15 protein-coding genes are annotated in these 13993 nt (G+C 30.4%); 12 read left to right on the plus strand and 3 right to left on the minus strand.

What is annotated here, in order from left to right:
• Positions 1–144: 144 nt before the first annotated feature.
• Positions 145–525 (plus strand): YbgC/FadM family acyl-CoA thioesterase, encoded by a 381-nt coding sequence (locus L8X36_RS06010; protein WP_263683033.1) that lies wholly within the window; start codon positions 145–147, stop codon positions 523–525.
• Here the strand turns inward: L8X36_RS06010 and L8X36_RS06015 are convergent.
• The 3 genes from L8X36_RS06015 to L8X36_RS06025 are packed head-to-tail and all read right to left on the minus strand — an operon-like array spanning position 503 to position 2801.
• On the minus strand, positions 503–1720 hold the full coding sequence (locus L8X36_RS06015) for a hypothetical protein (RefSeq protein WP_263683034.1): 1218 nt from the start codon (positions 1718–1720) through the stop codon (positions 503–505). The two genes, L8X36_RS06010 and L8X36_RS06015, sit on opposite strands and share 23 nt — an antisense overlap.
• Positions 1717–2328 carry a uracil-DNA glycosylase family protein gene (locus L8X36_RS06020; protein ID WP_263663998.1) on the minus strand — a complete coding sequence of 204 codons (612 nt, stop codon included), beginning with the start codon at positions 2326–2328 and terminating at the stop codon, positions 1717–1719. The genes L8X36_RS06015 and L8X36_RS06020 overlap by 4 nt, the downstream gene beginning before the upstream one ends.
• Positions 2328–2801, minus strand: a complete 474-nt coding sequence (locus tag L8X36_RS06025) for a GNAT family N-acetyltransferase (protein ID WP_263683073.1) — start codon at positions 2799–2801, stop codon at positions 2328–2330. The genes L8X36_RS06020 and L8X36_RS06025 overlap by 1 nt, the downstream gene beginning before the upstream one ends.
• Before the next feature lie 138 nt (positions 2802–2939).
• Here L8X36_RS06025 and rpmH point away from each other — a divergent pair, with 138 nt between their 5' ends.
• From rpmH to L8X36_RS06080, 11 genes are read left to right on the plus strand one after another with little or no spacing between them, the layout of a single operon-like run.
• Entirely contained in the window at positions 2940–3074 is a 135-nt protein-coding gene (gene rpmH, locus L8X36_RS06030; RefSeq protein ID WP_012661270.1) for a 50S ribosomal protein L34, read from the plus strand.
• Positions 3071–3397, plus strand: a complete 327-nt coding sequence (gene rnpA, locus L8X36_RS06035; protein ID WP_263664026.1) for a ribonuclease P protein component — start codon at positions 3071–3073, stop codon at positions 3395–3397. The genes rpmH and rnpA overlap by 4 nt, the downstream gene beginning before the upstream one ends.
• On the plus strand, positions 3385–3768 hold the full coding sequence (yidD, locus tag L8X36_RS06040) for a membrane protein insertion efficiency factor YidD (protein ID WP_263664027.1): 384 nt from the start codon (positions 3385–3387) through the stop codon (positions 3766–3768). The genes rnpA and yidD overlap by 13 nt, the downstream gene beginning before the upstream one ends.
• Positions 3732–5312 (plus strand): membrane protein insertase YidC, encoded by a 1581-nt coding sequence (gene yidC, locus L8X36_RS06045; protein ID WP_263683036.1) that lies wholly within the window; start codon positions 3732–3734, stop codon positions 5310–5312. Before yidD ends, yidC begins: the two co-directional genes overlap by 37 nt.
• Entirely contained in the window at positions 5296–6141 is an 846-nt protein-coding gene (locus tag L8X36_RS06050; RefSeq protein WP_263683038.1) for a Jag N-terminal domain-containing protein, read from the plus strand. The genes yidC and L8X36_RS06050 overlap by 17 nt, the downstream gene beginning before the upstream one ends.
• Positions 6138–7466, plus strand: coding sequence for a tRNA uridine-5-carboxymethylaminomethyl(34) synthesis GTPase MnmE (mnmE, locus tag L8X36_RS06055; RefSeq protein ID WP_263683040.1), 1329 nt, complete (start codon positions 6138–6140; stop codon positions 7464–7466). Before L8X36_RS06050 ends, mnmE begins: the two co-directional genes overlap by 4 nt.
• A gap of 12 nt (positions 7467–7478) precedes the next feature.
• A complete protein-coding gene (gene purL, locus L8X36_RS06060; protein ID WP_263683042.1) occupies positions 7479–9656 on the plus strand; it encodes a phosphoribosylformylglycinamidine synthase subunit PurL in 2178 nt (725 codons plus the stop codon).
• Positions 9657–9658: 2 nt separating this feature from the next.
• Complete coding sequence (locus L8X36_RS06065; RefSeq protein WP_263678860.1) at positions 9659–10429, plus strand: TerB family tellurite resistance protein; 771 nt, start codon at positions 9659–9661, stop codon at positions 10427–10429.
• Positions 10426–11958, plus strand: coding sequence for a bifunctional phosphoribosylaminoimidazolecarboxamide formyltransferase/IMP cyclohydrolase (gene purH, locus L8X36_RS06070; RefSeq protein WP_263683044.1), 1533 nt, complete (start codon positions 10426–10428; stop codon positions 11956–11958). The genes L8X36_RS06065 and purH overlap by 4 nt, the downstream gene beginning before the upstream one ends.
• A gap of 15 nt (positions 11959–11973) precedes the next feature.
• Positions 11974–13566, plus strand: a complete 1593-nt coding sequence (locus L8X36_RS06075) for a methyl-accepting chemotaxis protein (protein ID WP_263683045.1) — start codon at positions 11974–11976, stop codon at positions 13564–13566.
• 11 nt (positions 13567–13577) lie between these two features.
• Positions 13578–13991: an META domain-containing protein gene (locus tag L8X36_RS06080; RefSeq protein WP_263683047.1), complete on the plus strand. Its 414-nt coding sequence runs from the start codon at positions 13578–13580 to the stop codon at positions 13989–13991.
• The last annotated feature ends 2 nt before the right edge of the window (positions 13992–13993 follow it).

Here is a 13993-nt window from a genome sequence, read left to right on the forward strand (position 1 = left end):
AATTTCCAAATATAAAATAAAAATTATAGAATAATATCTAATTATTAATGTATTTAAGACAGAATATTAATGATTAAAATTCATATTTGATATTCAATTTACTTTAAATATAATGTATTATAAAAAACAAAAAAGGATTTTTAAATGCAAATACGAATTTATTATGAAGATACCGATGCAGGTGGAGTGGTATATCATAGCAATTACTTAAAATTTTGCGAAAGAGCAAGAAGTGAGATATTTTTTCAAAAAAACGCGAAAATTTTTGATAAAAATACAGGACATTTCCTACTTACTAAAGCAAATTGTAACTTTTTAAAACCCGCTAAACTTGGAGATCTTATAGAAGTAAAAACATTTATCGCAAAGCTTAAAAAAGCTTCAGTTTGTATAAAACAAGAGATTTACAAAGATAGCACCAAGCTTTTTGAGGCTGATTTTACCCTAGCTTTTTTAAAAAATGAAAAAGTAGCCCCTATAGATGAGGTTATAGCTAAGATTTTTACTGATTTTGCAAAGGAGTAAAACCTAAGCCTTGCGAGCGAATGATTTTAACCTTATAGTCAAATTGATTATCATTTAAACTCTCATCGAAAATTCTTTGAGAGTCTTTATCTAAAAACTGCGTATAAAAATAATCAAGCCCCACGCTAGATGCATACGCTATCCAGTTGTAATTAATATTTTGCGAAAAAAGCTCATTAAGATAGCTTAGAGTTTGATCCTCATTAGAAATGGAATTTGCTAGTAAAAGTTTTTTTCTATCGTTAATTTGTGTTAAACTTAACAAAATAGGATTATAATTAATCTGAGTTGATAACAACACAAAAGGCTCTATATCATAAGTTCTTATTTGCGAGCTTATGAGTGCTGTTTTAATCAAAGAAGTATTTAAAATAATACTAGAATCTTGAAAACTTCTATTTTGATTTAAAATACTTCTAAAATCAAATTTAGAACTATTAATAGTATAAATTTTCTCGCTACCATTACCTATGTTTAAAACATTCTCATCTAAGCGATTTGCCAAAGGTGTTCCATCTGAAAAAATAATATTTTTACCATTGGAATATTCTAAAAGTTTTTGAATTTGTTTTTGATAGTCTATACTTCCAAAATACACATTTTCATTTTGCGTATCAAAATTTCTTTTATGTGCAGTAGGTATGAAAACTTTTACATTAGAATCAAGGCTTTCTTTTAATAAATTTTTCACACCTTTATCTGTAAAACCTGCGATAATATAATTAAATTTTTCTTCTTGAGCTTGTTTAAAAGCTTTAGTTATCTTGTTCTCATCTTCTGTGCCTATTAAAAACACCTTTACTTTTATTTGCGCTCTTTGTCTTAATAAATACGCTATGCTTGAATTTATAATAGTGTTAGAATAGCTTTTAATCGTTTGCTCAGGTATAATAATAGCTAATTTTACACTAGCATTTTTTTGAATTCTTTTTTCAAAATCTATGATGGAATTTAAAAGTTTAGTATAAATATTAACCAAAAGTTCATTTGCATTATCATTGTTAAATCTTGATAAGAAATTAAAATAAAGTCCTGTTTCTAACAAAGTAAATAAACAATCATTATCACAATTTTGAAATTCTAAATTAGGATAAAAAGACTCACTAGGTTCTATGGGCGATGGTTTTTGCTCTTTCGCAAAAGCACTTAAAGTTAAAACAAAACTCATCATCAAACAAACTAAACTTTTTCTCATAAATAACCTTTTATTTTTTTAATATCTTCTATAAATTCAGCATAAAAGCTAGGATTTTTACTCAAAAAATTCAAATCATAACTTGGCAAAAGCAAAGCATTATTAAAACGCATACATTGCCCTTTGTATTTTTGAAAGTTCTCAAAACCCAAACTTACAAAAGCTTCTTGACCAAGACATAAAATAATCTTTGCTTTTACAAAATCAAGCTCGTTGTAAAAATACGGCAAGCATAATTTTAGTGCTTGATCATCTATTTTAAAATTACTAAAACATTTAAACATATAAGAAAAATATATCTCATCTTCTTTTAAATTTAAAAGCTCTTTACATAATCTTAAAAACTCTTGTTTATTCTTAGAAGCAAAAAACTTTCCACTTTCGTTTTCTTCTTTATCAATAAAAGCTTGATAAATCAGAATTTTAGCATTTTTGGCTTCTTTTTCTATTAAACTATACTTTCTTAATTTAGAAAAATGACAAAGATTGCAAGTTTTTACTCTTTCGTTTAATTCTTTAAAACTTAAGTTAAAATGTCTAATTTGCTTTTGTTCATCAAAGTATTCATAACCAAAAGCTTTTAGATAATACAAACTGCGTTTATTCATCACATCAATGCTTCTAAATTTTCACCCTCTAAACGATAAGTTCTCCACTCGCTCATATGTCTTGCATTTAACTTGGTATAAAATTCAATCCCCAAATCATTATCATTTAAACAAACCCACTCTAAGCGTTTAAGATTTTTTTCTTTACAAATTTGTGCTAAATATTTAAAAACAGCTCTAGCATAACCTTTTTTTCTATATTTTGGCTGTATGTAAATATCTTCTAGGTATAATCCACCCAAACCCCAAAAAGATGAAAAAGTAAAATAATACATCACATAGCCTATTATCTCACCATCAACCTTTAAACTCAAAGCCTTAGCGTATTCATGTTTAAAAAATGATTCTTCAAGTTCTTTGCTTGTGCATTTTACATCTTTAAGCATATTTTCATGAATAGCAAGTTCTTTGAGTAATTCTAAAATTTTTTCCAAATCTTCTTTTTTACTCTCACAAATTTCAAAAGCCATTATTTTTCCTTAGTTTACAAAATAAAATCAAAATTTAGCAAAAAGTTTTAAAATAACTCTTAATTAAAAGCAGATTTAAGTAAGATTTTGCTAACATACTCGCTTATTATTTTGTTTTTTATTTTAAGTTAAGGAAAAAATATGAAAAGAACATACCAACCACATAAAACTCCTAAAAAAAGAACTCACGGCTTTCGTGTACGTATGAAGAGCAAAAATGGTCGCAAAGTGATCAATGCTAGACGTGCTAAAGGTAGAAAAAGATTAGCGGTATAAAAGATTTTCTAAGTATTAACGACTTAGGAGAGTTTGCAGCAATTTATAAAGAAGGTAAAAAATGGCATTGCGAAGGCATGATCATCTTTTACTCTTTAAGTGAAGAAAAAAAATTCGCCGTTGTTGCTAGTAAAAAAGTTGGAAAAGCTGTTATAAGAAATAGAGCCAAAAGGCTCTTAAGATCAGCTTTTTTTCAGGTTAAAAATCAAGTTGAAAACGGAAAATACATACTTGTAGCCAAAACGAGTATCACTGAAATTCCTTTTTTAAAATTAGAAAAAAACTTGAAATGGGGTTTGAAAAAAATAGGATGCATAAAATAGTTTGTCTAAAATTTATCAGATTTTATCAACTCTTTATCAGTCCTTTTAAACCACAATGCTGTAGGTATTACCCAAGTTGCTCTGAGTATGCCTTATGGCAATTTAAAAAAAATAATATTTTTAAAGCATTTGGTGCAGTTTTTTTAAGAATTTTAAAATGCAATCCGTTTTTTAAAGGTGGTATTGATTATCCTAAAATACGCAAGAATAATCTAAACTCAGGTATATGTTTTAAACCTAGTTTTAATGCTTTAAAACAACTCAATTATCTTTATATCCCTTGCAACGATAATCAATTTTTTTTAATTAAGATTATATTTCCAAAGGACAATCCGTGTCAGAAAATTTATCTCAACAAAAACGCATATTAATTGCTGTTGTATTATCATTTTTATTTTTTGTAGTTTATGATTATTTTTTTATACCCAAAGCTCCACAAACTGAGCAAAATATCACTCAAATAGAACAAAACAACTCAGCTCCACAAAGCACTACAAGTACTAACTCTCAAGCTCCAAAAACAGAACTTAGCGTTAATCAAAAAGAAGAAATAGCAGTTGTTAAAAGTGAACATTTTGAAGCACATATTGACTCTTTAGGTAGGATAGCTAAATTTTATCTAAGTGATGAAAAATACAAAGATGAAAATGGCAAAAGTATTAATCTAATAGATACTTCTTTATCACCTTTACCATTAGAAATAAGATTTAGTGATGCAAAAATCAATCAAGAGGCATTTAATACACCATATACCACAAGTCAAAAAACTATCAATGTCAGCGATGAAAACACAACCTTGATCCTTACTCAAAATTTAAATGGTTTAGTAGTAACTAAAAAAATCACTTTCCATAAATATGGAAACTATGATTTAGAGGTTAATCTAAGCAAAGACGCAGCTTATTTTATCACACCAGGTTATCGTCCAAATATAGCAGTTGATAGCTATACAGTACATGGGGTTTTAATCTTAGACAAAGATGATAAAATCACAATGTTAGAAGATGGCGATGTAGAAAATGATGAAAGTTTTTCTAATGTAACCCTTATGGCGGCTTCAGATCGCTATTATAGTGCTTTTTTTTATAATTTTGAAAAACCACTCAATGCTGTAGTTACTAAAGATAATCACGAAAATTCTATCGTTTTTGCAAGTGCGACAAATACTTTTAAGGCAAGCGGTTATGTTGGCTCAAAAGAGCATGAAATTTTAAGAAGCATTCATGCGGATTTAGATGATGTTGTGGAATATGGTTGGTTTACTTTTATAGCTAAGCCTATGTTTGAATTTTTAAATTTCTTACATGGCTACATGGGCAACTGGGGTTGGGCTATTGTAGTGATGACTTTAATTGTGCGTATTATTCTTTTCCCACTTACTTACAAATCAATGATTTCTATGAATAAACTCAAAGATTTAGCGCCTAAAATGAAAGAAATCAGAGAACGTTATAAAGGCGATCCGCAAAAGATGAATTTGCACATGATGGAACTTTATAAAAAACATGGCGCAAATCCTATGAGTGGATGTTTGCCTATACTTATTCAAATTCCAATTTTCTTTGCAATTTATAGAGTTTTACTAAATGCTATAGAGCTAAAAGCTGCACCATGGGCTTTTTGGATTACAGATTTATCTGTGATGGATCCATGGTTTATCTTACCTATATTTATGGGTCTAACTATGTTTATCCAACAACTTATCACACCAATGGCTATACAAGATCCTATGCAAGAAAAGATTATGAAATTTTTACCATTAATTTTCACTTTCTTCTTCTTAACCTTCCCAGCAGGTTTAACTTTATATTGGTGTGTAAATAATATATGCTCACTTATTCAACAAGTGATTGTAAATAAACTTTTCAAAAACCACAAAAAAGAGGAAATAGCTAAACATGAACATAGAAGCTAAAGACTTACAAACTGCACTCATAGAAGCCTCAAAACAACTTGAGTGCTCTGTGATTGATCTAGAATATGAAGTTATTCAACATGCTAAAGCAGGATTTTTTGGTTTATTTAGAAAAAATGCTATTATTTGTATTAAAGGACACAAAAAAACCAAAAAACCTCATCAAGAAAAAGCTAAAAAAAATCAAAACGAGAATTTTAGCAAACATTCACAAAAAAATCTTGAAAAAAATGAACACTACAAAGAACACAGAGAAAGTTTTCAAAAACCACTTGAAGCCAATGCTCCAACTAAAGAACATTATAAAGTAAAAAATGATGCTATTTTTGATTCATTTCATAAAGAATCACCAGAAGAAAAAAATATCGCTTCTTATATTGATGAGATAAAAATTTCACTAGAAAATTTACTGGCAACTTTTGATTTTGATATCAAGGTTGTACAAGTTAGTGTTTGGGACGAAAATTGTGTATTGATAAAACTTGATGGAGAAGATGCAGCTTTACTTATAGGCAAAGAAGCCCATAGATATAAGGCTTTTTCATATTTACTTTATAACTGGCTTAGCGCTAAATATAAAATTCAGCCAAGACTAGAAATCGCTCAATTTTTAGAAAATCAAACCCAAGCTATAGAAAATTATTTAAAAATTCTTATAGAAAAAGTAGAGAGTACAGGAAGAGTCCAAACAAAGCCTTTAGATGGAATTTGGCTAAAACTTGCATTAGAAAAATTAAGAGAACGTTTTCCTGATAAATATGTAGCTATTAAACAAAATGACGATCAAAGATACATCGTTGTAAATGATTTTTTGAAGAAAAATGAATGAATGACACTATAGCTGCTATAGCCACAGCTCATGGAGTGGGCTCTATAAGTATCATTAGAGTAAGTGGGGAGAAAGCTTTAGAGCTTGCATTGAAAATTACCCACAAAAAAGAATTAACGCCCCGCTATGCACACTTGTGCAAACTTTATAAAAACAACAATGACTTCTTAGATGAAGCTTTAGTGATTTATTTTAAAGCACCCTACTCTTTTACAGGAGAAGATATAGTAGAATTTCAACTTCATGGGGGTTTTTCTTTGAGTGAAATTTTACTTGATGAGCTTATTTTAGCAGGAGCGCGTCTTGCTAGCCCTGGAGAATTTAGCAAAAGAGCTTGTTTAAATGGCAAAATGGATCTTTTAAAAGCTTTAAGTATACAAGATGTCATCATGTCAAAATCAACAAGTGCTGCAAATATCATAGCAAAAAACATTAAAGGTGATTTAAGTAAATTTTTAAATACCATTAGAATGGATCTTGTTCAAACCCTTGCTTTTGTAGAAACTAGCATTGATTATGCAGATGATGATTTACCACAAGATTTACTTGATCAAATCATTACCATGTGTGAAAAAAATTCAAAACTTTTACGTGATATAGTAGATATTTCTTTAAGTAAAAAAGGACTTATAGAAGGCTTTAAAGTTGCTATTATCGGTAAGCCAAATGCAGGAAAAAGCTCATTATTAAATTCACTTTTAGCTTTTGATAGAGCTATTGTTTCTAATATTGCAGGTACTACAAGAGATCGTATCGAGGAAAGCTTGAAAATAGGCTCACATTTAATCAAAATCATCGACACAGCAGGTATAAGAAATGCAGATGATGAGATAGAAAAAATCGGGGTTAATTTAAGCTATGAAAGCATTAAAGAAGCAGATATTATCATAGCTGTTTTTGATGGATCTAAAGAATTTGAAGAAGAAGATGAGCGTATTTTACAAGCTTTAAAAAATTGTGATAAAAAAATCATTTATGTTTTAAACAAAAGCGATCTAACCACCAAATTTGAACATGAAATTAGTACTTCTTGTATACGCATTTGTGCTCAAGAAAACACCCAAGCCATTAAGGAAAATTTAAATGAATACTTAAATACTTTAGATGGCGATGGAATGCTAATTAGCAATACCTTGATACTCAATGCTTGCAAGAATGCTAGCGAAGCTATTTTGCGCGCAAGGGATTTATTAAAAGAAAGTTCTTTAGAACTTTTTGCTTTTGAACTAAATTTAGCCATAGGAGAGATAGCCCAATTTACAAAAGATTTTGAAAGAGATGAAATTTTAGATGCTATGTTTAGTAATTTTTGTTTAGGTAAATAAAAAGGAGAGAAAATGGATAAAGAAATTATAAAACAACACAAAATTAGTGACGAAGAATATCAAGAAATTTTAAATATACTAGGCAGAAAGCCTAATTTACTAGAGCTTGGAGTAATTTCTGCTATGTGGAGCGAGCATTGCTCATATAAATCAAGCAAAAAATACCTTAATGGCTTTCCAACCAAGGCTCCTTGGGTAATCCAAGGTCCTGGTGAAAACGCTGGGGTGATAGATATAGGCAAAGGAATGGCAGCTGTATTTAAAGTAGAAAGTCACAATCACCCAAGCTTTATAGAGCCATTTGCAGGTGCAGCAACAGGTGTGGGCGGAATTTTACGTGATGTTTTTACCATGGGCGCAAGAGTTGTTGCAGGTATGAATTCTTTAAAATTTGGCAACATCCACGATGAAAAAATAGGCAAACATCAAAAATATTTAGTTAAAGGTGTAGTAAGTGGAATTTCACACTATGGTAATTGCATGGGTGTGCCTACTATTGGTGGAGAATGTGCTTTTGATGAATGTTTTAATGGAAATATTTTAGTTAATGCTTTTGCACTTGGAACTTGCAAAATCGAAGATATCTTTTATGCAAAAGCTGAAGGTATAGGAAATCCTGTAATTTATGTGGGTTCAAAAACTGGTCGCGACGGGCTTGGTGGAGCTGTAATGGCAAGTGATAGCTTTAATGAATCTAGTAAAAGCTTAAGACCAACCGTGCAAATTGGCGATCCATTTGCTGAAAAATTGCTAATGGAGGCTTGTTTAGAACTTTTCAAAACTGATTATATAGTTGGAATTCAAGATATGGGTGCAGCAGGACTTACTTCAAGCTCTTTTGAAATGGCAGGACGCAGTGGTAGCGGTATGAAACTTTATCTTGACAAAACTCCTATGAGAGAAGAAGGTATGACTCCTTATGAGTTAATGCTAAGTGAATCTCAAGAGAGAATGCTAATTTGTGCTAAAAAAGGCTATGAAGAAAAAGTTATTGAAATTTTTAACAAATGGGGGCTTGATGCAGCTATTATAGGCGAAGTTACCGATACTGGCAAAATGGAACTATTTTGGCACGATGAATTAGTTGGCTTAATCCCTATTGAACCACTAAGCGAAAAAGCACCTATACTTGATAGACCTGTGGCTAAACCAAAATACCTAGATGAGATAAAAAACTATCAATTTAAGCTCAACATTCCTACCCAAGAAGCATTTGAAAAACTCCTTGCAGATGAAAATGTTAGCAATAAAGCTTATATTTATGAGCAATTTGACTCAAGCGTACAAACTAATACTTTAAAAAGCAATGGAACTTTAGGAGCCAATAGCATTAGAATCAAAGAAAACAATTGCTTACTTTCTATGGCCATTGAGTGTAACTCAAGATTAAACTATGTAAATCCAAAAATCGGCGCAGCAGCAGCTGTTGCAAGTGCAGGAAGAAAAATAGCATGCTCAGGAGCTAGACCTTTAGCAATTAGCGATTGTTTAAATTATGGTAACCCACAAAACCCTGAAGTAATGTGGCAATTTGCCCAAGGTTGTGAAGGTATTAAACTCGCTTGTAAAGAACTCAATACACCTGTAGTAAGCGGAAATGTTTCTTTATATAATGAAACCGATGGAGTAAGTATTTTTCCAAGTCCAACCATAGCTTGTGTTGGAGTAAATGAAAAAGCAGAAAATGTTTTAAAATCATATTTTAGTAAAGACACTAGTGCTATTTATCTACTTGGAGAAAGCAAAGGTAGTTTTGGTGGATCTTTAATTGCTAAAGTGCTAGATCAAAAAGTAGCAGGAGAGCTTGAAGATATAGATTTTAACGCAGAATTAAAACTATGGGATTTCCTATTAAAAGCAAACGAAGCAAAATTACTTGATTGTGCTAATAGCATAGGTATAGGTGGTCTTGCTATTACCTTAGCTAAAATGAGTGCAAAGGCAAATTTAGGTATTGAAATAAAAACTAATTTTGAAGATAAGAGTTTTATTTTCGAAGAAAGTCCAACAAGAGTTATAGTTGGTGTTAAAAATGAAGAAAAATTTATCAAATTTGCAAATGAAATGGGAATTAAATTTACAAAACTTGGAAATTTAACTGAAAAAGATTTCATTTTAGATGATATTAAGATATCTTTAGCAAAACTACAAACAATTTATTTTGATAAATTTAATGAGTATTTAGGATAAAAATGCTTTTTGTTTTACTCGTATTGGCAATTTTGGCATTTTATTGGTATTATAAAACATGGGGTAAAGATGATCTTTTAGGCTCTTTTAAAAAAGGAGCTAAAAGTTTCTCTCAAGGTTTTAAACAAGGCTATCACGAAGAAAGAATTGATGGATTTAAAAGAAGATTAAACTACTATGTTATAGCACTTTTAGCAAAAATAGCAAAAAGTGATGGCAGAGTTAGTGAAAATGAAGCTAATATGATCTCACAAATTCTTGATTACAATGCCAAAGATTCAAGAGAAAGAGAATTTTTAAAACAAAGTTTTAATGAACACAAAAACACCTTAAATGACACCTATGAAGTAGCCAAAGAACTCATCAAGGAAGTACCTTTACCTCAACAAGAAAGAATTAATATATTAAATGTTTTGGTCGCAATGGCCTTGATTGATGGAGAACTTAACAGCACTAAAAATGATGTATTAAAAGCCATTGTCAAAGCATTTAATCTTGATGTAAATATACTTGAGAGACTTCTAAATTCTATGCAAACTCAAAAGGTAGGTATGAATTTGCAAAAAGCATGCGAGGTCTTAGGTGTAAGCGAAAATGTAAATTTACAAGAGCTTAAAAAACGCTATAGAGAACTTGCTAAAAAATATCATCCTGATATTTTAAACGCAAACAACAGCGATGAAGCAAAAATAAAAGAAGGTGTAAAAAAATTTCAAGAAGTTAATGAATCTTATGAATTTTTAAAACAATATATAGAAAGGAAAAATCAATGAAAGCACTAATTAGTGTCAGTGATAAAGAAGGAGTAGTAGAATTTGCTAGTGAGCTTGCAAAATTAGGTTTTGAGCTTTTATCTACTGGAGGCACTTATAAGCTTTTAAAAGAAAACAACCTGCAAGTACAAGAAGTTAGTGATTTTACTCAAAGTCCTGAAATGTTTGAAGGACGTGTAAAAACCTTACACCCAAAAATTCATGGCGGAATTTTATACAAAAGAGAAGATGAAAGCCACCAAAAGCAAGCTAAAGAGCATAATATAGAAAGCATAGACTTACTTTGTGTGAATTTATATCCTTTCAAAAAAACTACAATTTTAACCCAAGATTTTGATGAGATTGTAGAAAATATCGACATTGGTGGTCCTACTATGATACGCAGTGGCGCAAAAAACTTTAAAAATGTCATTGTAGTTTGTGATATTTTAGATTATGATAAAATCATACAAGCTTTAAAAGATAATACTTTAGATCTTGATTTTAGAAGAGCTTTGATGATCAAAGCTTATGAGCATACAGCAAATTATGATGCTTATATAGCAAATTATATGAACGAGCGTTTTAATGGTGGTTTTGGAGCAAGAAAATTTATTGTAGGTCAAAAAGTGTTTGACACAAGATATGGAGAAAATCCTCATCAAAAAGGTGCTTTATATGAATTTGATGACTTTTTCACACACAATTTTACAACCTTAAAAGGCGAGGCAAGTTTTAACAATCTAACCGATATTAACGCAGCTTTAAATTTAGCAAGTGCTTTTGATAAAGCTCCAGCAGTAGCCATTGTAAAACATGCAAATGCTTGTGGTTTTGCTATAAAAGAAAACTTACTCCAAAGCTATATCCATGCGCTTAAATGCGATACCTTGAGTGCTTATGGAGGAGTTGTAGCTATCAATGGAACCTTAGACAAAGAATTAGCGCAAAAAATCAATGAAATTTATATAGAAGTAATCATTGCAGCAAATGTAGACGATGATGCTTTGGAAGTTTTTAAAGATAAAAAACGTATTAAAATCTTTACACAAAAAGCGCCATTTTTAACTAGAGCTTATGATAAATATGATTTTAAACATATAGATGGTGGTTTTGTATATCAAGATAGCGATGAAGTTAGAGAAGATGAATTAAAAAATGCAGTATTAAAAAGCGAAAGAAAAGCTAATGAACAAGAATTAAAAGATCTTGAAATAGCTATGAAAATTGCTGCATTTACCAAATCAAATAACGTAGTTTATGTAAAAAATGGAGCTATGGTAGCCATTGGTATGGGTATGACAAGTCGTATCGATGCAGCTAAAGCAGCTATTAATAAAGCCAAGGAAATGGGGCTTGATTTAAATGGTTGTGTTTTAGCAAGCGAGGCTTTCTTTCCATTTAGAGATAGCATAGATGAGGCTAGTAAAATAGGTGTAAAGGCCATTATCGAACCAGGTGGAAGCATAAGAGATGAGGATATCATCCAAGCTGCCAATGAATATGGTATTGCATTATATTTTAGCGGTGTAAGACACTTTTTACATTAATACAAGGAGCTTCAAATGTTTAAAAGCATAGGTGCGAAGATATCTTTAGCAATGATTTCTACATTGCTAATTAGTTTTATTATCATGCAAATTATCTTACAAAAAGATTCTCAGCAAACGACCGATAGAATCAGCCGTGCACATTTAGATACCTTAAGCACTTCTGTTTTTCAAACATTAAGAATGGCAATGAATTTAGGTGACCCTGCTATTATAGAACAAGCTATAAAAGATGCTGGAGAAATTGAAGGCATAAAAGATATTAAAATTTATCCTTCAAAAAGTACAATTGAACTTTTTGAAATGCAAAAATATACAAAAAGTGATGAAAGTATCATCAACGAACAATTTAACAAGCCGCAAATACAAGCCGTTGAAATCAATAACAATCAAGGACATTATCTAAGACTTATACGCCCATTAATCGCTAATGAAAGTTGCTTAGCTTGTCATGCTAATGCTAAAGAAGGTGATGTTTTGGGTGTTATGGATATGTATAATGATTTAAAACATGTAGATGATGATTTGGCAAGCTCAGCTAGAACTTATATTATAATCTTTAGCATAGCTTTACTTTTTACTGTTTTTGCTGTGCTTTATATTTTAAAAATAGTTGTGGGTAATCCTGTTTTAGATCTTTTAAAACATGCTAAAGAATTAGCTAGCGGCGATGGAGATTTACGCGCAAGAATCAACATAAAAAGCACTGATGAAATAGGCAAAGCTTGCACCTACATCAACCAATTTATTGAAAAAATTCAAAATGCAGTGATTTCTACTAATGAAAATTCTCAAATGGTAGATAAACAATCTAAGCTTTTAAATACCAATGCACTTGATCTAGCAAATAGAACAAAAGAAGGTCACACAAAAACTGATGAATCTTATCATTTAAGTGAGCAAATTCATACAGAGTTGCAAGATCTTGCTGAGCTTTCAAACAATGCAAATAAAGCCAATACAAAATCTTTTGAAGTTTTAAACACCATGCTTGATTCATTAAATCAGGTAGTGGATAAAGTAAGAGTTGTTGCAGAAAATGAAGATGTTTTATCTCAAAAAGTTGAAGTTATGGAAAAACAAGCAGAAGAGATCAAAAAGGCTTCTGATATGATGGGAGAAATTGCTGATAAAACCAATCTTTTATCATTAAACGCAGGTATTGAAGCTGCGCGTGCTGGAGAATTTGGTCGTGGTTTTTCAGTTATTGCTGAAGATGTAAGAAATCTTGCTCAAAGTTCAGAAGAATTTTTAAAAAATATTGCTATTGTCACCAAGCAATTAGTAGATAGTATTAATGAAGTTTCTAAAGAACTAAAACACAATGCTAAAGAAATTAATTCTTTAAACCAAGATGCAAAAGATCTAGTAGAGGGAACCAATGAAGTAAAAGTTTGCAATGAAAATGCAAGAGACTTAGCAAATGCTTGTATGCAAAAAATCTCAAGCACACAAGAAACTTTACAATCTTTACTTGATAAAATGCAAGAAACGGTAAAATTAAGCGATAAAAATGAAGAAATTTCAAAAATTTTGCTTGATGTTGCTCATGAGTTAAATGTAGTTTGTCAAAATTTAGAAGATGAATTAAAACATTTTCATGTATAAGGAGAATAAAAATGAAAAAAATAATCACATTAAGCATAGCAAGTTTAGCTGTTTTTAGTGGGTGTTCTGTGGCAACTTTAAGTGTTGATGATTTACAAAATAAAGAATTTACCATAAGTTCTTATGAAGCAAATGGAAAAAGCTACGAACTTCCTCAAAATACAAAAACAAGTATTAGTTTTGACAATAAAGACAAAAGGCTTTTTGGAACAGCAGGATGTAATAGATTTTTTGGAAATTATAAAGATCAAGGAAGCAGCATAAAAATAGAAGACAATCTTGCTTCAACAAAAATGCTTTGTGATCAAGAATCTATGAAATTTGAGGACAATTTCCTAAGATACTTTAATGGAGAATTTAAAATCATTAACGATGATGAAGGAATTATTTTAAAAAATAAAAAAATGAAAGTTTATTTAAAATAAGC

The sequence above is a fragment of the Campylobacter sp. CNRCH_2014_0184h genome (assembly GCF_025772985.1).
Classification (GTDB): domain Bacteria; phylum Campylobacterota; class Campylobacteria; order Campylobacterales; family Campylobacteraceae; genus Campylobacter_D.

Excerpts from the sequence above, each read along its gene's own strand:
- L8X36_RS06010 (WP_263683033.1), top strand. The coding sequence starts at position 145 with ATGCAAATACGAATTTATTATGAAGATACCGATGCAGGTGGAGTGGTA.
- L8X36_RS06015 (WP_263683034.1), bottom strand. The coding sequence starts at position 1,720 with ATGAGAAAAAGTTTAGTTTGTTTGATGATGAGTTTTGTTTTAACTTTA.
- L8X36_RS06020 (WP_263663998.1), bottom strand. The coding sequence starts at position 2,328 with ATGAATAAACGCAGTTTGTATTATCTAAAAGCTTTTGGTTATGAATAC.
- rpmH (WP_012661270.1), top strand. The coding sequence starts at position 2,940 with ATGAAAAGAACATACCAACCACATAAAACTCCTAAAAAAAGAACTCAC.
- yidD (WP_263664027.1), top strand. The coding sequence starts at position 3,385 with ATGCATAAAATAGTTTGTCTAAAATTTATCAGATTTTATCAACTCTTT.
- L8X36_RS06050 (WP_263683038.1), top strand. The coding sequence starts at position 5,296 with ATGAACATAGAAGCTAAAGACTTACAAACTGCACTCATAGAAGCCTCA.
- mnmE (WP_263683040.1), top strand. The coding sequence starts at position 6,138 with ATGAATGACACTATAGCTGCTATAGCCACAGCTCATGGAGTGGGCTCT.
- purL (WP_263683042.1), top strand. The coding sequence starts at position 7,479 with ATGGATAAAGAAATTATAAAACAACACAAAATTAGTGACGAAGAATAT.
- L8X36_RS06065 (WP_263678860.1), top strand. The coding sequence starts at position 9,659 with ATGCTTTTTGTTTTACTCGTATTGGCAATTTTGGCATTTTATTGGTAT.
- purH (WP_263683044.1), top strand. The coding sequence starts at position 10,426 with ATGAAAGCACTAATTAGTGTCAGTGATAAAGAAGGAGTAGTAGAATTT.
- L8X36_RS06075 (WP_263683045.1), top strand. The coding sequence starts at position 11,974 with ATGTTTAAAAGCATAGGTGCGAAGATATCTTTAGCAATGATTTCTACA.
- L8X36_RS06080 (WP_263683047.1), top strand. The coding sequence starts at position 13,578 with ATGAAAAAAATAATCACATTAAGCATAGCAAGTTTAGCTGTTTTTAGT.